This window comes from Clostridium uliginosum (genome assembly GCF_900112485.1).
Lineage (GTDB): Bacteria > Bacillota > Clostridia > Clostridiales > Clostridiaceae > Clostridium > Clostridium uliginosum.
The window spans coordinates 1-18,062 of the sequence record NZ_FOMG01000022.1; the positions used below are offsets into that span (position 1 = coordinate 1).

Consider the following 18,062-nt stretch of genomic DNA (forward strand, 5'->3'; position numbering starts at 1 on the left):
AAGAAAACTTCGTACCAAATCTTTGGTAAGCTTCATTTATAGAGTAGCATAAATTTTATCATATTTCAAAAAAACAGATGTAAATCTGTTTATTTATTGCGCCCAAAAATATTATTTTGTGGCATGTGTAGTAAAACAAAAAAGTCACCTAAGAATATTTTCAATATCCTTAGATGATCTTGACAAGGATAAATCCTTATCTAAATGACATTGGCATTCTGACTTGTTATTTTTTTGAATATGACTTAAGTTATTTCGCTAATTTAAAATATACAGAAAATGTTGTGCCAACTTTTAATTCACTTTCTACATGAATTTCACCATTATTGCTATCTATTATTGATTTTACTATAGAAAGTCCTAATCCATATCCACCATGTTCCCTAGACCTATGGGAATCACTTCTGAAAAATCTGTCATATATTTTACTAAGATGCTCTTTTGGTATCCCTGTTCCATTGTCTATTATTTTTAAGACTGCAAAAGTTTCATCTTTTAAACTTTCTATGCTCGTAGATATTGTTATAATTCCATTGTTTTTATCTGTATGAAGCACTGCATTTTGAGTCAAATTAAATATAACCTGTTTAATTTGATTTCTATTTATATAGACCATTATATTGTTCTTCAATTCTAATTTTAATTTCCTATTCTTACAAAGAATCTGAAGCTGTGGAAATATTTCTTCTATCACATTGTTTATATTTTCTGTATTCATTTCAACAATTAATTGTTGATCTAACTTAGTTAACACCAAAAGATCATTCACCAATTTTGCAAGTCTCTCACTTTCCATTAATATACTATTTAATGCTAAATTCAATTGATCTTGATTTTTTGCTGCTCCTCTTAACAAAACTTCTACAAATCCATGAATTGATGTAAGAGGTGTTCTTAATTCATGAGATGCATCAGACACAAATCGCCTCATTTTTTCCTTAATATATTGTTCTTTTTGAAATGACGATTCTATTCTTTTAAGCATAATATTAAAGGATTTTGCTAATCTATCAGTTTCTAATTGACCATTTTCTTCTGGCAATCTTTTATCTAAATCAGTTATATTTATTCCTTCAACAGTATTTGTTATATTGTATAAAGGCTTTAATGTACGTTTAAAAATTGTGGTTCCAAGTAATGTACCTATTATTAAAATTACCATTGAAAGAGTTGTATGCACATATACTTGTTGATTTAATATAGCCTGAATATCTTCTATTGGCGTACTTAATTGTATTAATCCAGATGGCAAATCTAAATCACCTACTTTTATCCATGCAACTAATTGAAAATTACAGTTTTCGTCTTCTACAATTTCATATATTGTTTCTAAATTTCCCTTTTCATTACAAAGATTCATATAGTGTTCTTTAGAAAGTACCGGTACTGGTATTGCTTTTATTTTTTTTTCAAATAACTCCTTAAAATCCTCATCCCTATCATTATCATCTTCTGGAGCATCTACATTCCTTATTTCAAGTAACAAATCTCCATTTTTATCTATTAGGGCTGTACTCATATTTTTATCTTTTAATTTTTTTAAAATTTCTTTAGAATCACTTTCAGTTATATCTTTTATATTTTCTTTTGATAAAACCCCAAAATCTAGATTATGAAATCTTTGTTGTAAAACCTGCACTTTAGTTCTATATAAATACTCCTTCATACTTATATACTGAAAAATTCCCATTGCACCTAGTAAAATAATTAATATCATAAGGAAACGAAATAATAGTTGCCATTTTAAACTCTTTATTTTAAGTTTACGTCTTAACATTTTCATTTTGCCACCATTTTATATCCAACACCACGAACAGTTCTTATAATACTATGCTCCTTATCTTCGATTTTATCACGCAAGTATCTTATGTATACCTCAACAATATTTTCTTCTCCATTAAAGTCATATCCCCAAACTTTTTCAAGTATCAATGATTTACTTAATACTATTCCACTATTCATAAGTAAAAATCTTAATAAATTATATTGAGTAGGAGATAAATCTAATACATCCCCACAATATGTAAATTCATGTGCTTTATCATCTAAGGTAAAATCACCAATACGAATTACAGCTTCTAATTCTTTGAAATCACTTCTTATTCTTGCATTTATACGTGCTAAGAGTTCCTTGAAGCTAAAAGGCTTAGCCATATAATCATCTGCTCCAATATCTAATCCTCTTACTTTATCATCTACTTCATCTCTTGCTGTAAGCATAATAATTGATGTTTTTATAGATTTTTTAATCCGTGAACATACTTCATACCCATCCATTCCAGGTAACATAATATCTAATATAATTATATGAGGCCTTACCTTTTCTGCTAATTCAATTGCTTCCATTCCATTAAAAGCTTCATATACTAAATATCCTTCTGATTCTAAACCCATTTTAATAAATTCTACTATACTTTTTTCATCATCTACTATGAGAATAGTAATTTGTTCTTTTATTAATAAACTCATCATATATCTCCTTTCTTATTAAACTAACAATCTTGTGAACCACCACCGAAACAAGCAACGGTGGCTTCGTGAGAGGTTTGATAATTAAGTTTCCGCCTTTAACAGGCAACCCTTACTCTCAACGGGGAGGACACACTCCCCTTATCCCTCATAGTTTGAACTATTTCGGGAATACATTTTTCTTCTTTTCTTAATATATTTAATGAGCCATTTACATCACTATTAACTAATCCCAAACTTGATTTGAACAATCCTCTAACCACTCTACGAGTTTTATCATAATACTTTTTATTTATTGGTTCTAAATCGAAAGCACTACAACCACTTGTATAACTTTCCTCTTTGAACTTAACTTCAATACCTTGTAATTCTGCTTTATATTTAATTAATTCAGCAAGTCTTTGTACTGGTATTTGGACAAAAGATTTATTATAATCCATGTCTTGTTTAATACCTTTAATTTTGCCTATAACTATCTTTTTTACTTTATTCTCTATTGCTTTATCCATAATGTTTTTACTTACTTTGTGGAGATAATCATTAGCATAATTATTTCTATATCTTCTTAAAGAATTTATCATTTTCGTGTTTTTAAACTTATCTGAACCATATTTATTCATTTCAATACTTTGATAATAAGCAATTTTCTTATTTGCAAAAGAATTAATACTCTTAAGTTTTTTACCACAAAAAAGATAAGTTTCATTTCCTTCTTTGAAGGTTAATGTAGCAAGATTGTCTAATCCCAAATCTATAGACATAATATTAGTATTATTTACTGGCTTTAATTCTTGCTTATTGTAGATTACAATTAAATACCATTGTTTTAAAGAATTATCCCACTTTATTCTAACTTGTTGCAATTTATTCCAATTTATAAGGCTTTGAAGTTTATTAGAAACTTCAAAATTTAAACTGTCTACCTCAAATAGTTTCTTAATTGCTTTAGAAAGAGATAACATTAATATGTTTTTTTTAAATCTTATAGCAAGATTAGTAAATATAATCTCATTCTTTTTATCTTCCATATTTTTAAAATTAGGTGGTTTAGGAAGTCCTTTGTATTTATGTGGATTTTCCTTATAACCTTTGATACTTGCAAAATATGATTTCCAATTCTGTTCTAATAGTTTAAAACAATGTTGCCTTGTATGACTATGCAGAAAATCACAATGCCAATTAGATTTATAAGCATTTTCAATATCCACATATGATTTAAAACCTTTCTCTCTTAAATCATAATTAATTATATTGTAGAGTTTAGTTGTATGATAAGATAATTCTTCTATAATGCTTAATTGTTCTACTGTAAAACTTGGTTTAAATTTAAATGATAATTTCATTAATTCCACCTCCTTTTGTCATATTAAAACGCATGAAAATAAATAACAAGTCCAAAGTTGCAATGGATATTTTTCATCAGGCAAGGAGACGAATTGCCATCATATCAGGCTTAAAGGATATTAGAATACTTGCATTGCAAAAAGGTACTAATGCTAATGACTTAATAGAAGAAGGTATGAAATATGTCATTGAAAAATACTTAAAACAAAACAACGAGTCACAGCAAGTATAATATTAATTATCATATTGTATTTTGTCCTAAATATAGACACTCTATATTTAAAGGTGAACTGGAATAGGAATTATCTAAATGTTTTAAAGTTATATGTCATAATTATAGCTATGACCTTATTGAACAGGAGTTAATATATATAATAACTATTCCACAAAAAAGGTTATAAATGTTATCTAATAACTTTATATTGTATATTAGAAATTATTTATAACCCTTTGTGATTTAATTGTATCGCTTTTTTAAAACCGTGTTGATATTGTTATATATTGTAAAGTTGGTTAAGAAATTTAACTTAAGAATTTATTAGAATCAATCTTTTCCAAAAACTTGTTCTTTAAGTCTTAGACCTTCTTTAGTTGCTGCTATACCACCTAAAGCTGTTTCTCTAAGTGAAGGTGGTAAACTTTTTCCAACCTTGTACATTGCACTTACTGCATCATCAAAAGGAATTTTAGCAACTACACCTGCCATTACCATATCTGCTGTACATAAAGCAGTTATAGCTCCTTGAGCATTTCTTTTAGCACAAGGTATTTCAACGAGACCTGCTACTGGATCACATACTAATCCTAAGACGTTTTGAAGTATTATTGATCCTGCATCTAGACTCATTTTAGGAGTACCACCCATCATTTCAACAACTGCTGCTGCTCCCATAGCTGAAGCTGAACCACACTCTGCTTGACATCCTCCTTCTGCTCCAGATAAAGTAGCATTAAATGCTATAACAATTCCAACAGCTGCTGCTGCAAATAATCCTTTTAGAAGTTCATCCTCATTTAAATCAAGCTGTTTACCTGTTGATAAAATCACTGCGGGTAAAATACCACAAGATCCCGCTGTTGGACATGCTACTATTTTCCCCATAGATGCATTAACCTCAGATGAAGAAAGTGCCATTGCCATTGCCATTGTTGTTGCAGTACCTGTAAGTGTTTTTCCCTTACTAGCATAATTATGTAATCTATATCCATCTCCGCCTATTAAGCCACTTACTGAATAAACTTCTTTTTCCATTCCTTCATTAGCTGCTGAAGTCATGACTTTTAGATTTTTTCTCATTTTTTCTATTACTTCTTCTCTATCTAATCCCTTTTCTTCGACTTCACATCTTATCGCATACTCACTTAATGAGATATTATTATCCTTACATATTTCTAATAATTCTTCTCCACTTCTTGCAATCAAGTTTACTCACCTTCCTTTGCTGGGCTTATTGAAACTACATTTCTTACAGACTCTAAGCTTTTTATTTGATTTAATATTTCATCACTTATTTTATTATCTACCTCAAATATCATATTAGCTTCTTTACCCCTTTGGTTTCTAAATACTTTCATAAAAGCTATGTTAATATTCCCTCTATAAAGCACATCACTAACTTCGCGAATAACCCCTGGAACATCTTGGTGTGCCATAATTAATGTTTCATATACACCACTAAAATCTACTTTATTTCCATTCACTTCAGAAACTTGAATACTTCCTCCACCTATAGAAGATCCAATCACTTCGCAGGTTTTACCATCCTCTGTCTTTATTATAAATTTAACCGTATTCGGATGAACATCCCCTAAATCAAATTCCTTAAAAGTAATTTTAATCCCCTTTTCTTTTGCTATATCAAGAGAATTTTTAAGATTACTGTCACTAGGTTCCATACCTAATATTCCTGCTACTAAAGCCCTATCAGTTCCATGGCCCTTATAAGTTTTTCCAAATGATCCATGTAACAAAAAAGTTACCTCTATTATTTTCCTTTGAGCTATACTCCTTGCAATTTTTCCAAGTCTTGCAGCACCAGCTGTGTGAGAACTAGACGGCCCTATCATTATAGGTCCTAAAATATCAAAAACTCCTACATTATTCATCGTGCGTTATTTAGCGAAACACCCCCAATATTTCACCAAAAACCCCCTTTCATTTAAATTTAAATATTATTTATTTTTTAATTAAATTTTTTAATCTTATATATAGAATGCATAATTTATTTAACATAGTCAAGGGGGATTTTTATCTTTCAATTATAATGAAAGGTAAAAATTAAAATTCCACTAAATTAACTTATGAATTTTTTAAAATTACGCATTGTAAAATAAAGGGGCTGTATCATAATACAAATCATTTAATGATATGATGTATATTCCCCCAAAATAGAAGTAACATTTGTGGAAGAAGCATTGAAAAATAAGCTTAGAGTTTCTTCATTTGAAGTTGTTCCATAAATGATTGTCCTAATGCATATTAGGAGCAATCTTTTATGGGTACAACTTTAAATGTTAGAAACTATTAGGCATATTCAACAAAATAACAAGTCAGTATGTTAGTCTATTTTGAGTGATACTACGTCAGTAACATTAGCTAATAGTCTACTATTAGCTAATGTTACTTCCTTGTCTGACTCAAAATATACATCACATCTTTGACTTGTTATTTTGTTTCATATGCCTTAGCGAAATTTTTCTAGTCTTCTTTAATAAATGTTATTTCTATTTCTTTGTTATTACTTTATTTGATAATTCTGAGACAGCCCCTGTATTGGGAGATGCCTTACACATTAGTAATCTTTATAACTAAGACACATTAAAATAAATAACAAGTCAGTATGCTAGTCTATTTTGCGTGATAAAGAAGCTCGACTCGTATACACTCGCTGAGTAAGTGATTCACACAAAATCATTTTTCAATGAGGTTAACGCCCTTTGGTTGTTAACTAAGTTCGAGAAATCAAATATAAAATTTGGACTCTCACTTATCTACTCACGTCAGCAATATTAGCCCATAGCCTGCTATGAACTGACATTACCTCCTTGTTTGACATAAAGTGAAACTTTTCAGGTGGAGTTTTATACTCCACCTGAATTTAGTTGAACTTATCTTAAGACAAAATATACGTTGCATATTTGACTTGTTATTTTCTTTAATGTGCCTAACTTTTAATATTGATAAAAACAGCTTCCGCCTATAAATTCTCTTAATATAGAATTTGTAGGCACATAACACATATCCACTTCTTTAAAGAAAATTAAAATAGATTTTAATCTTACAGCTTCCTCATATACAGAACTATTTTTATTGATTTTATTTAATTCTTTTAATGCATATGGTTTTAATAAACTTAATTCATATACTAATGTAGAATTAAACATTGCATCAGCTTTATTTTGATAAACAAAAATGTTATTTTTCTCCCCTCTTTTTATTGAAGGCCACATTTTCAAAGTTGCTTCTGCATCATGTCCTCTACTTAAAGAGTCTCTAACAATTCTTCTTACTTTCCTTACATCAGTTGTAGATATTCTATTATGATTATCTAGATTCAATTGAGTTAAAGCTGATATATAAACTTTAAATATTTTTTCTTGTGGTACACTCGAAGTTAATATTGGATTCAAACCATGAATTCCTTCAAGTATCAGTACTCCATTTGATGGTAACTTAATTTTCTTCCCATTCCATTCTCTTTCACCTGTCTTAAAGTTATAAGTTGGAACTTCTACTTCTTCTCCATTCATTAATGAAATTAAAGCTTTATTAACTAAGTCTAAATCTAATGCATAAATAGATTCAAAATCATAATCCCCATTTTCATCTCTTGGAGTATTTTTTCTTTCAATAAAATAATCATCTAACGATAATGGTATTGGTACTAATCCATTAACTCTAAGTTGTATTCCTAGTCTATTTGCAAAAGTTGTTTTTCCTGAAGATGATGGTCCTGCAATGAGTACTATTTTAACCTCTTTTTTAGTTGCTATTTGATCTGCAATATTGGCTATCTTTTTTTCATGAAGAGCTTCTGAAGTCAAAATTAAATTTTGTGCCTCATGACTAGAGAGTTTTTCATTTAAAGTTCCAACTTCTCCAATGTCCAATATACTAAGCCATCTTTCTGTCTCCAGAAAAACATTACTTAATTTTCTTTGCTCCTTATATTCTGGTAAAACATGTAAATTGTCTTTTTCAGGACTTCTTAATATAAAGCCTGGTTCATAATACATTAAGTCAAAAGCCTTAATTATACCTGTAGAGTATGCCATTGGCCCATAAAAATAATCCTGTCTACCTTCTAATTCATAAATTCTAACATCTTTAAAATCCGAATATTCTAGAAGTTTAACTTTGTCTTCCATATTATATTCTTTAAATATTTTAATTGCGTCCTCTTTCAACATTCTAATACTATTTATAGGAACATCTCTTTCAATAAGTTCCTTCATTTTTTCTTTGATCAACTTAATATCACTTTCATTTAAAGGTGTTTCCTTACAAATCTCTCCAAATAACCCCTTACTTATAGAGTGCTCTATTTTTATTTTAGCCTGTGGAAATAAATCTAATGCCACCTTAATAAAAATAAATTGTAATGTTCTAGTATAAATCTTCATCCCTAACTCGGTATTAAACTCTATAATTTCTATTTCTCCAGAATCTGTCACTAAATTGCTTAACTCAAAATATTGTCCTTTTAGCTTACAAATAGCTGCATTATTAACTTTATTACCATAATTTTTACTAATTAAATCATAAAAGGTCACACTCTTACCAGATTTTACTGCATTTTTATCTATGTCAAAATATATATTAACCATATATGTTATCTCCTCCCAAATATAGTATTGGTCTTAATTATATTATATTTATTTTATTTAAAAAAGATAAAACTATTTTTATTTCGCATATTAATACGATTTTTTACAAATATTACTTTTGTGAGGTGTTTTTTTATGTTTATAGTGTTTATTAGAACTACAATACTTTATTCGTTGGTTGTGTTAGTAATGCGTTTAATGGGTAAACGTCAAATAGGAGAACTTCAACCCTACGAATTTGTAATAACAATTATGATTTCTGACTTAGCTGCATTGCCTATGCAAGATTCAAGACTTCCATTACTATTAGGAATTATACCTATTATTACATTATTATTTTTAAAAACAATATTAACTTTAATTCAATTAAAATCTCAAGAGGCTAGGAAAATTATTGATGGTGAGCCCTGTATTTTAATTTATAAAGGAAAAATAAATTATGATGCATTAAAAAAACAACAAATAAATTTAGATGAATTATTAGAGGAGCTAAGAATTGCAAATTATTTTAATCTTGAAGAAATTCAATATGCAATTTTAGAAAATGGTGGACAATTATCTGTATTGCCTAAAAACTATAATTCTAATTCTCAATCATCTAGTACTAGCGAAAACACATCTAAAACTAAAGAAGTCCAATTACCCAAAATATTAGTATCAGATGGGAAAATAAATAAAAGCTCGTTATCTCGCATGGGGAAAGATGAAAAATGGATACTTAATGTACTTAAAAATCATAATATAAATTCAATTAATGAAGTTTTAATAGCCTTATATGATACTGAAGGCAATTTTAAATATCAACTTTATGATGAATTTGAAAGGGAGTGTAGTAAATGAAAAATGCAATGATTTCTATATTTCTATTTTTATCAATTATGATACTTATATATTTTGCTAATAATTCATTATTAAAGTTATGTGGACGTATTACTACTCTTTCTGAAGATATTGAAATAACCCTTACACAAGATAACTTTGAAGAAGCTTATACTCAATCTATACAATTAATGAATTTAATTCAAAGTGAAGGTTTTATAACATCAATCTATGTAAATCATCAAGACTTTGACATATTAGTTAATGATGCAGTAAAACTTTCTGTATATCTTACTTATAAAGATGCAGAAGATGCAGATGCAACACTACATTCATTAAAATATAATGCTCAAAATATAAAAAAGCTCCAAATACCTACATTAGAGAATATATTATAATACAGAAATGCGTTATAAATGTTATTTTAACAAAAATATTTAACTAAAATTTATAAGTTCTTACAAAAATTGTGATAATGCAATGATTTTTTAAACTTTTAACTCGTTATATGTAGAAAATACATAAAGTATGGTTTATAATTAATTTGTTAAGGCAGACTATAGTTTGCTTGAATCTTTAAATTTTGAAAGGTGGTAAAACAAACATGGCATTAGTTACTACAAAAGAGATGTTTAAAAAAGCTTACGAAGGCGGATATTCTATCGGAGCTTTTAATATCAACGATATGGAAATAATTCAAGGTGTTGTTAATGGAGCAAAGGCTAGAAATTCAGCTGTAATTCTTCAATGTTCAACTGGAGCAATTAAATATGCTGGAGCTAAATATTTAAAAGCAATGGTAGATGCTGCTATAGCTGAAACTGGAATAGATGTTGCACTTCACTTAGACCACGGTCCAAGTTTTGAAGCTGTTAAAGAAGTTATAGATGCTGGTTTTACATCAGTAATGTTTGATGGATCACACTATGATTATGAAGAAAATGTAAAGAAAACAAAAGAGATTGTAGAATACGCTCACGCTAGAGGAGTTGTTGTTGAAGCTGAACTTGGAGTATTAGCAGGAGTTGAAGATGACGTTGTTGCTGATTCTCACGTATATACTGATCCAGAACAAGCTGTTGACTTCGTTACTAGAACTGGAGTTGATTCATTAGCTATCGCTATTGGAACTTCACACGGTGCTGTTAAATTCCCACCAAACGCTAAACCACAATTAAAGTTTGATATATTAGAATCAATTCAAGCTAAATTACCAAATTACCCAATAGTTCTTCATGGTGCATCAGCTGTTGATGCTAACACTGTTGCAACTTGTAATGAATTTGGTGGAAACATAGCAAACGCTAAAGGTATTCCAGTAGATATGTTAAGAAAAGCATCATCAATGGCTGTATGTAAGATTAACATGGATACTGACTTAAGATTAGCTATGACTGCAGCTATAAGAAAAACTTTCGGAGAAAAACCAGAAGTTTTTGATCCAAGAGCTTATCTAGGTGCTGCAAGAACTTCAATACAAGAAGTTGTTGAATCAAAGATTGATAATATTTTAGGTTCAAAAGATTCAATGAATAAATAATTTTATTAAAAAGCGAGGGTAATACCTCGCTTTTTTTTGTTTAGAATTACTCTATTAATAGGCTATATTTTAATTGAATGTTGATATTGTAATATAATCGCGAACTGGCATTGAAATTTGCTTTGTAGAACTCTTAATGAATATTTGTAATATTAATCGCTTGTCACAATCTTTGATTGGGAGCATGCATTATAGGACTAATATTCGTTTTAGAATTCTTAAAGCAAATTCCTCTATCCATGAGCTTTTATATTACAATACCAACACTACTTTAAAATATAGCCTATTAATTATATATAAATATTTTATTTTCAGCTCTTTAAACTTATCTTCTAATATTTAGAGCCTTACCTCTAGATAATGATTTTCTAATCTTCATATGGAATCAACCCCCCATCAAAAACTAAAAACTCTGTTATTTTCTTTACCACTCCTCATAATCTTAATTATTTATGCTCTGTTTTAATATCAACACGGTTTTAAAACATAGTCAATATTTAAATACACAATAATTTCCCGTAACGTAAAGGACATAACCCCTATTAAGGCCTGTGAAAGAAAATAATGTGTCTAATGTTGAAATTAAACATTGCTATTAGGCACATGAAAGAAAACAACAAGTCAATACTACTAAATAATACATATCTTATATTATTTAATATTTCTTTTATTAATGCCTCTCTAAATAAATCTAATATTAATACTCTATTCTTTCTAAAAAAGTTCAGCAAATTATAAAGAATTCCTATTATGCACTTATTATGTATAATTATAGTTATATTTATGCATGCATAATTAAATATATTTTACATTTATTAAATTTCATTCATTAGATTTTTTTGTTATTTTTATTTTATATTTTTTTATTAATAATTTATATTTTGAGATAATATTTTATATAAACATCATATTTCCATTGTTTTTTTTATTGTTTTATTATATCATTAAGTATAATATAATTTAATCACTTGCTTATCTATAACCATTTTATTATATATTTTATGAATAATTCTAATTTTGTTATTGATTAATTATTCATAAAAATGTATAATTATAAAAAATATAAATATTATATTCATAAAATATACATTTTTGAAATTGAAATAAGGGGGCTTTTAAAATGAAAAATTTAAATAAAGTAGTTTTAGCATATTCAGGAGGATTAGATACTTCAGTAATTATTCCATGGCTTAAGGATACTTACGGATGTGAAGTTATTGCTGTTGTTGGTAATGTTGGGCAAAAAGATGAGTTAGAAGGTTTAGAAGAAAAAGCAATTAAAACTGGGGCTTCAAAAATATTCATTGAAGATTTAACAGAAGAATTTGTAAATGACTATATTTTTCCTACTATTCAAGCAAATGCTATGTATGAAGGTAAATATCTTTTAGGGACTTCATTTGCAAGACCATTAATTGCAAAAAGAATAGTAGAAATAGCTAAAGCTGAAGGTGCAGATGCAATTTGTCATGGATGTACTGGTAAAGGTAATGATCAAGTAAGATTTGAATTAGGTATCAAAGCTTTTGCTCCAGATATGCCAATTATCGCACCATGGAGAATCTGGGATATAAAATCACGTGAAGAAGAAATAGCTTATGCAATAGAAAAAGAAGTACCAATTAAAATAAATTATGAAACAAACTACAGTAAAGATAAAAATATATGGCATTTAAGTCATGAAGGATTAGATTTAGAAGATCCGGCAAATGAACCAAAATATGCTGATATATTAGAACTTTCCACTACACTTGAAAATGCTCCTGATAAAGCAACTTACATAACATTAACTTTTGAAAAAGGAAATGCTGTTGCTTTAAATGGAGACAAAATGTCTAGTGTCCAATTATTAGAAGAATTGAATAGAATAGGTGGCGAAAATGCCATTGGAATTATTGATATGGTTGAAAATAGACTTGTTGGTATGAAATCAAGAGGTGTTTATGAAACTCCAGGTGGAACTATTCTTTATGAAGCTCATAAAGCTTTAGAAGAACTTTGTTTAGATAAGGATACATGTCATTATAAACAACAAGTTGCTTTAAAATTTGCAGAATTAGTTTATGATGGACTATGGTTTACTCCACTTAGAGAAGCATTATCAGAATTCGTTAAAAAGACTCAAGAAACAGTTACTGGAGAAGTTAAATTGAAATTATATAAAGGTAATATTGTAAATGCTGGTATGACATCTGCCTACTCATTATATAGTGAAGAATATGCTACTTTTGGCGAGGATGCAGTATATGATCAAAAAGACTCAGCTGGGTTTATAAACTTATTTGGTCTTCCTCTAGTTGTTAGAGCAAAAATGCAAGAAGTAATAAAAAAAGAGGAGAAATAATTATGAAACTTTGGGGCGGAAGATTTAAAAAAGGAACTGATGAATTAGTTAATGATTTTAACTCTTCTATAAATGTTGATTCAAGAATGTATAAAGAAGATATCGAAGGAAGTTTAGCTCACGCTTCAATGCTAGGTGAGCAACAAATAATTTCAAAAGAAGCTAGTGATAAAATCACTTCTGGTCTTCTAGAAATGTTAAAACGAATGGATAATGGAACTATTGAAATTGATCCTACTTCTGAAGATATTCATAGTTTTGTTGAAGGTACTTTGACATATTATATTGGAGAATATGGAAAAATGCTTCACACCGGTAGAAGTAGAAATGATCAAGTTACTCTAGATTTAAGATTATATTTAAAGAAAGCTTTAGTTGACTTAAAACAAGATATCTTATGTTTAGAGGAAGTAATTTTAGAAAAATCCAAGGAAAATATAGAAACTATAATGCCTGGATACACTCACATGCAAAAAGCTCAACCAATTACATTTGCTCATCATCTTTTAGCTTATGCAGAAATGTTTAAAAGAGATATTGGCAGGTTAAGTGATGCTTATAAAAGAACTGATGAGATGCCTTTAGGTAGTGGTGCTTTAGCTACTTCTACCTACCCTATTGATAGAAATATTGTAGCAAGAGATTTAGGTTTTTCAAAAGTTACTTTAAATAGTTTAGATTCTGTATCAGATAGAGATTATGCTATTGAGACTTTATCTGCACTTTCTTTGATTATGATGCATCTTTCAAGATTTTCAGAAGAAATAATTCTCTGGTGTACAGGAGAATTTAACTTTATTGAACTCGATGATGCTTATAGTACTGGTAGTAGTATAATGCCTCAAAAGAAAAATCCTGATGTTGCTGAATTAGTTAGAGGAAAAACTGGTAGAGTTTATGGTGACCTTATCACTTTACTTACTGTTATGAAAGGAATTCCTCTTGCTTATAATAAAGACATGCAAGAAGACAAAGAAGCTCTTTTCGATGCATTAGATACTGTTACTTTATCAATTAAAACTTTCTGTGGCATGATTAAAACCATGAAAGTAAAGAAAGAAAATATGAAAAAAGGTGCTGCTTTAGGATTTACTAATGCTACCGATGTAGCTGATTATCTAGTTAAAAAAGGACTTGCATTTAGAAATGCTCATGAAATAGTTGGAGAAATAGTACTTGAATGTATTAAAAAAAATAAGATGATTGAAGAATTAACTCTTGATCAACTTAAAAGCTTCTCCCCTATTTTCGAAAAAGATATATATAAAGCTATAGACTTATTAACATGTGTTGAAGAAAGAAAGGTTATAGGTGGTCCTTCTACTCAATCAGTTAAATTACAAATTGAAGCATTAGAAAATTTTATAAAGGAGCTTAAGGAGGATAATTAAAATGATTAAGGCTGGAATAATTGGTGCTACTGGTTATGTAGGTGCTGAGTTATTAAGATTATTACTAAATCATCCTTTAATAGAAATTGGAGCTATAAGCTCCGTTTCTTTTGAAGGACAAGAAATTAATAAAATATATAAAAACTTTTTAAGTAAAACTGACTTAATTTGTGAAACTATGGATGATGTCATTAAAAAATGTGATGTTATATTCACTGCATTGCCTCACGGTTTAAGTGAAGGTATAGCAAAAAAAGCAATTGATAGTAATAAAATCTGTATTGATATGGGGGCAGATTTTAGATTAACTGATGAAGAGGAATATAAACTTTGGTATGGAAAAGATTTTTCTGAGCCTGAGCTACATAATCAAAGTGTTTATGGACTTCCTGAATTAAATAAAGAAAAAATTAAAGAAGCTTCATTAATTGCTAATCCTGGTTGCTATCCAACAAGTATAGAGCTAGGATTAATGCCTTTATTAAAGAATTCTTTAATTGAATTAAAAGGAATAATTTGTGATTCAAAATCAGGAACAACAGGAGCTGGAAGAGGCTTAGCGTTAAATACTCATTTTCCTGAAGAAAATGAAACTTTTGCTCCATATAACATAGGGGGACATAGGCATACTCCTGAAATTGAAGAAATGTTATCAACTATAGCACAAGATAAGGTAACTGTAACATTTACTCCTCATCTACTTCCAATAAATAGAGGTATACTTTCAACTATTTATTGTAATCCTAAAGAAGAAGTAAATCTTGAATTTTTACACAAATTATATACAGATTTCTATAAGAATAAGCCTTTTGTAGAAATATTACCCATTGGAGAAACTGCTTCAATTAAAAATATAAGATTATCAAATAATTGTCATATATCATTACATTTAAATCATAGAAAAGATCAAATAATAATAATAAGCACTATTGATAATATGATTAAGGGTGCTGCCGGTCAGGCTATCCAAAACATGAATATTATATTAGGCTTTGATGAAACAGAAGGCTTAAACTTTATTGCACCAGCTTTCTAACAACAAGTAAGACACATTCAAACAATATTTATAAAGGGGGTTATAATTTTGGATATTAATTATATAAAAGGAGGAGTTACTTCTCCTAAAGGATTTTTGGCTTCGGGGATACATTGTGGACTTAAAAAAAGCACAATAAAAAAAGATTTAGCATTAATCTACTCAGAGGTTTGTGCAAATGCTGCTGGAGTTTATACTAAAAATAAAGTTAAAGGTGCTCCTCTTTATATAACTAAAGAGCACTTATCAAATAAAAAAGCAAGAGCAATAATAGTTAATAGTGGTAATGCAAACACCTGCAATGGTGATGAGGGTTTAAAGAAAGCTAAAAAAATGGCTTCACTTCAAGCTAAAGAATTAAAATTAAAAACAGATGAAGTTTTAGTTGCATCAACTGGAGTAATTGGGGTTCCTTTAAATATAGATGCAATTAAAAATGGCATTCCAGAGCTTACAAAAAAATTATCTAAAGATGGCTTTGATAATGCTTCATCAGCAATTATGACAACTGACACCTTTAAAAAGCAATTAGCATTAGAATTTTATATAGGTGATAAAAAAGTTACTTTAGGTGCAATGGCAAAAGGTTCTGGAATGATTGAACCAAACATGGGAACAATGCTATCATTTATAACAACTGATCTTGATATTTCACCTAATTTACTTGATGAAGCATTAAAAACAAGTGTTAAAATAAGCTACAACAGAGTTAGTGTTGATGGAGATACAAGTACTAATGATATGGTATTAATCTTAGCTAATGGCTTAGCTGAAAATGAACCTATTACAGAAAAAGATGAGAAATATGAAGCTTTTTTAAAAGCATTAAATGATTTAAATATAAATTTATCAAAGAACATTGCTAAAGATGGTGAAGGTGCTACTAAATTAATTGAATGCCAAATATTTGGTGCTAAAACTGAGGAAGATGCTATTACTCTCGGTAAAAGTGTAATTAATTCAAGTTTAGTTAAAACTGCAATATTTGGTAGTGATGCAAACTGGGGAAGAATTTTATGTTCTTTAGGATATGCAAAAGTAAATTTTAATCCTGAAACAGTTGATATATATTTTGAAAGCTGTGTTGGATCTATAAAAGTTTGTCAGCAAGGTTCATCCATAGATTTTGATGAAAATAAAGCAAAAGAAATACTTATTCAAGATGAAATTATTATTAAAGTTAACTTATTTTTAGGTGATGAAAAGGCTTATGTTTGGGGCTGTGATTTAAGTTATGACTATGTAAAAATCAATGGTGATTATAGAAGTTAGTTTAAAGGGGGGGATATTTATGCTTAATCATAATGAAAGAGCGGATATATTAATTAATGCCTTACCATATATACAAGAATATTATGGAAAAACAATAGTGGTAAAGTATGGCGGAAATGCTATGATAAGTGATGAATTAAGAGAAACTGTTATAAATGATATTATATTAATGAAATGTGTAGGTTTTGAACCTGTTGTAGTTCATGGTGGTGGCCCTGACATTTCAGACTTTTTAAATAGATTAGGCAAAAAAAGTGAATTTATTAACGGCTTAAGATATACTGATGAAAATACAATGGATATAGTTCAAATGGTTTTAGGTGGAAAAGTAAATAAAAATTTAGTTTCTCTAATAGGAAAATTTGGTGGAAAAGCTATAGGGCTATGTGGAATGGATGGCGGACTACTCAAGGCTAAAAAAATAAAGACAGATATTGATTTAGGATATGTTGGTGAAATAACTCATGTAGATACTAATATTTTAAAAACAGCTTTATCTGCTGGTTACATTCCTGTTGTTGGTAGTGTAGCTTTAGGTGAAGATGATAATAAAGCTTATAACATAAATGCAGATATATGTGCTTCAAAAATTGCTGCAGCATTAAAAGCTGAAAAATTAATATTGCTTACTGATGTGCCTGGAGTACTTATGGATCCAAAAGATAATAGTTCACTACTTAATATATTACGATTACACCAAATTCCCAAACTCTCTTCAGAAGGTGTAATAAAAGGTGGTATGATTCCAAAAATTAATTGTTGTGTAGAAGCAATTAGAATGGGTGTTGAAAAAGCACATATTATTGATGGACGTGTTCCCCACTCTCTTATTTTAGAGTTATTCTCTAATGAAGGAATTGGTACAATGATTTATTAAGGTACATTCAAAAAAATAACTAGGCAAAGATCCTTAGGATTTTTTGAACTAAACAAGGAAATGAATGCAGTTAATACTGCTGTTATTATATTCCTTTACTGACGCTGTATAGTGCACAGAAAAGACAAGAAGACTGATTAGTT

16 protein-coding genes are annotated in these 18,062 nt (G+C 28.9%); 10 read left to right on the forward strand and 6 right to left on the reverse strand.

All coding sequences use genetic code 11. The features are described 5' to 3' along the window. Positions 1-250 precede the first annotated feature (250 nt). The 3 genes from BM027_RS13070 to BM027_RS13080 form a co-directional block, all read right to left on the reverse strand. Positions 251-1,783, reverse strand: coding sequence for a sensor histidine kinase (locus BM027_RS13070; protein WP_090092633.1), 1,533 nt, complete (start codon positions 1,781-1,783; stop codon positions 251-253). Then, positions 1,780-2,469 (reverse strand): response regulator transcription factor, encoded by a 690-nt coding sequence (locus BM027_RS13075; RefSeq protein WP_090092636.1) that lies wholly within the window; start codon positions 2,467-2,469, stop codon positions 1,780-1,782. The genes BM027_RS13070 and BM027_RS13075 overlap by 4 nt, the downstream gene beginning before the upstream one ends. 98 nt (positions 2,470-2,567) lie before the next feature. After that, entirely contained in the window at positions 2,568-3,812 is a 1,245-nt protein-coding gene (locus BM027_RS13080; protein WP_090092638.1) for an RNA-guided endonuclease InsQ/TnpB family protein, read from the reverse strand. On the opposite strand from BM027_RS13080, the gene BM027_RS18015 reads away from it, so the two are divergent. Further along, positions 3,800-4,045: a hypothetical protein gene (locus BM027_RS18015; RefSeq protein WP_139209551.1), complete on the forward strand. Its 246-nt coding sequence runs from the start codon at positions 3,800-3,802 to the stop codon at positions 4,043-4,045. The two genes, BM027_RS13080 and BM027_RS18015, sit on opposite strands and share 13 nt — an antisense overlap. A 13-nt stretch (positions 4,046-4,058) precedes the next feature. Further along, positions 4,059-4,112: a hypothetical protein gene (locus BM027_RS18925; protein WP_423230334.1), complete on the forward strand. Its 54-nt coding sequence runs from the start codon at positions 4,059-4,061 to the stop codon at positions 4,110-4,112. 245 nt (positions 4,113-4,357) lie between these two features. On the opposite strand, the gene sdaAA is transcribed toward BM027_RS18925, so the two are convergent. From sdaAA to BM027_RS13100, 3 genes are all read right to left on the reverse strand, one after another. Continuing rightward, positions 4,358-5,236 (reverse strand): L-serine ammonia-lyase, iron-sulfur-dependent, subunit alpha, encoded by an 879-nt coding sequence (sdaAA, locus tag BM027_RS13090; protein WP_090092660.1) that lies wholly within the window; start codon positions 5,234-5,236, stop codon positions 4,358-4,360. Positions 5,237-5,238: 2 nt separating this feature from the next. Next, positions 5,239-5,919, reverse strand: coding sequence for an L-serine ammonia-lyase, iron-sulfur-dependent subunit beta (gene sdaAB / locus BM027_RS13095; RefSeq protein WP_090092663.1), 681 nt, complete (start codon positions 5,917-5,919; stop codon positions 5,239-5,241). Between the two features lie 1,065 nt (positions 5,920-6,984). Then, a complete protein-coding gene (locus BM027_RS13100; protein ID WP_090092666.1) occupies positions 6,985-8,640 on the reverse strand; it encodes a nucleoside kinase in 1,656 nt (551 codons plus the stop codon). Between the two features lie 135 nt (positions 8,641-8,775). On the opposite strand from BM027_RS13100, the gene BM027_RS13105 reads away from it, so the two are divergent. From BM027_RS13105 to argB, 8 genes are all read left to right on the forward strand, one after another. Continuing rightward, positions 8,776-9,480 carry a DUF421 domain-containing protein gene (locus BM027_RS13105; RefSeq protein ID WP_090092668.1) on the forward strand — a complete coding sequence of 235 codons (705 nt, stop codon included), beginning with the start codon at positions 8,776-8,778 and terminating at the stop codon, positions 9,478-9,480. Further along, a complete protein-coding gene (locus tag BM027_RS13110; RefSeq protein ID WP_090092671.1) occupies positions 9,477-9,857 on the forward strand; it encodes a DUF4363 family protein in 381 nt (126 codons plus the stop codon). Before BM027_RS13105 ends, BM027_RS13110 begins: the two co-directional genes overlap by 4 nt. Before the next feature lie 206 nt (positions 9,858-10,063). Beyond that, complete coding sequence (gene fba, locus BM027_RS13115; protein ID WP_090092674.1) at positions 10,064-10,999, forward strand: class II fructose-1,6-bisphosphate aldolase; 936 nt, start codon at positions 10,064-10,066, stop codon at positions 10,997-10,999. A gap of 1,120 nt (positions 11,000-12,119) precedes the next feature. After that, on the forward strand, positions 12,120-13,343 hold the full coding sequence (locus tag BM027_RS13120; RefSeq protein ID WP_090092678.1) for an argininosuccinate synthase: 1,224 nt from the start codon (positions 12,120-12,122) through the stop codon (positions 13,341-13,343). A 2-nt stretch (positions 13,344-13,345) separates the two neighbouring features. Further along, entirely contained in the window at positions 13,346-14,734 is a 1,389-nt protein-coding gene (gene argH, locus BM027_RS13125; protein WP_090092681.1) for an argininosuccinate lyase, read from the forward strand. 1 nt (position 14,735) lies between these two features. Next, on the forward strand, positions 14,736-15,770 hold the full coding sequence (argC, locus tag BM027_RS13130) for an N-acetyl-gamma-glutamyl-phosphate reductase (protein WP_090092683.1): 1,035 nt from the start codon (positions 14,736-14,738) through the stop codon (positions 15,768-15,770). A gap of 48 nt (positions 15,771-15,818) precedes the next feature. Beyond that, on the forward strand, positions 15,819-17,042 hold the full coding sequence (argJ, locus tag BM027_RS13135; protein ID WP_090092684.1) for a bifunctional glutamate N-acetyltransferase/amino-acid acetyltransferase ArgJ: 1,224 nt from the start codon (positions 15,819-15,821) through the stop codon (positions 17,040-17,042). 19 nt (positions 17,043-17,061) lie between these two features. Next, positions 17,062-17,919 carry an acetylglutamate kinase gene (gene argB / locus BM027_RS13140; RefSeq protein ID WP_090092686.1) on the forward strand — a complete coding sequence of 286 codons (858 nt, stop codon included), beginning with the start codon at positions 17,062-17,064 and terminating at the stop codon, positions 17,917-17,919. The last annotated feature ends 143 nt before the right edge of the window (positions 17,920-18,062 follow it).

Excerpts from the sequence above, each read along its gene's own strand:
- BM027_RS13070 (WP_090092633.1), bottom strand. The coding sequence starts at position 1,783 with ATGAAAATGTTAAGACGTAAACTTAAAATAAAGAGTTTAAAATGGCAA.
- BM027_RS13075 (WP_090092636.1), bottom strand. The coding sequence starts at position 2,469 with ATGAGTTTATTAATAAAAGAACAAATTACTATTCTCATAGTAGATGAT.
- BM027_RS18015 (WP_139209551.1), top strand. The coding sequence starts at position 3,800 with ATGATAATTTCATTAATTCCACCTCCTTTTGTCATATTAAAACGCATG.
- BM027_RS13080 (WP_090092638.1), bottom strand. The coding sequence starts at position 3,812 with ATGAAATTATCATTTAAATTTAAACCAAGTTTTACAGTAGAACAATTA.
- sdaAB (WP_090092663.1), bottom strand. The coding sequence starts at position 5,919 with ATGAATAATGTAGGAGTTTTTGATATTTTAGGACCTATAATGATAGGG.
- BM027_RS13100 (WP_090092666.1), bottom strand. The coding sequence starts at position 8,640 with ATGGTTAATATATATTTTGACATAGATAAAAATGCAGTAAAATCTGGT.
- BM027_RS13105 (WP_090092668.1), top strand. The coding sequence starts at position 8,776 with ATGTTTATAGTGTTTATTAGAACTACAATACTTTATTCGTTGGTTGTG.
- BM027_RS13110 (WP_090092671.1), top strand. The coding sequence starts at position 9,477 with ATGAAAAATGCAATGATTTCTATATTTCTATTTTTATCAATTATGATA.
- fba (WP_090092674.1), top strand. The coding sequence starts at position 10,064 with ATGGCATTAGTTACTACAAAAGAGATGTTTAAAAAAGCTTACGAAGGC.
- BM027_RS13120 (WP_090092678.1), top strand. The coding sequence starts at position 12,120 with ATGAAAAATTTAAATAAAGTAGTTTTAGCATATTCAGGAGGATTAGAT.
- argH (WP_090092681.1), top strand. The coding sequence starts at position 13,346 with ATGAAACTTTGGGGCGGAAGATTTAAAAAAGGAACTGATGAATTAGTT.
- argC (WP_090092683.1), top strand. The coding sequence starts at position 14,736 with ATGATTAAGGCTGGAATAATTGGTGCTACTGGTTATGTAGGTGCTGAG.
- argB (WP_090092686.1), top strand. The coding sequence starts at position 17,062 with ATGCTTAATCATAATGAAAGAGCGGATATATTAATTAATGCCTTACCA.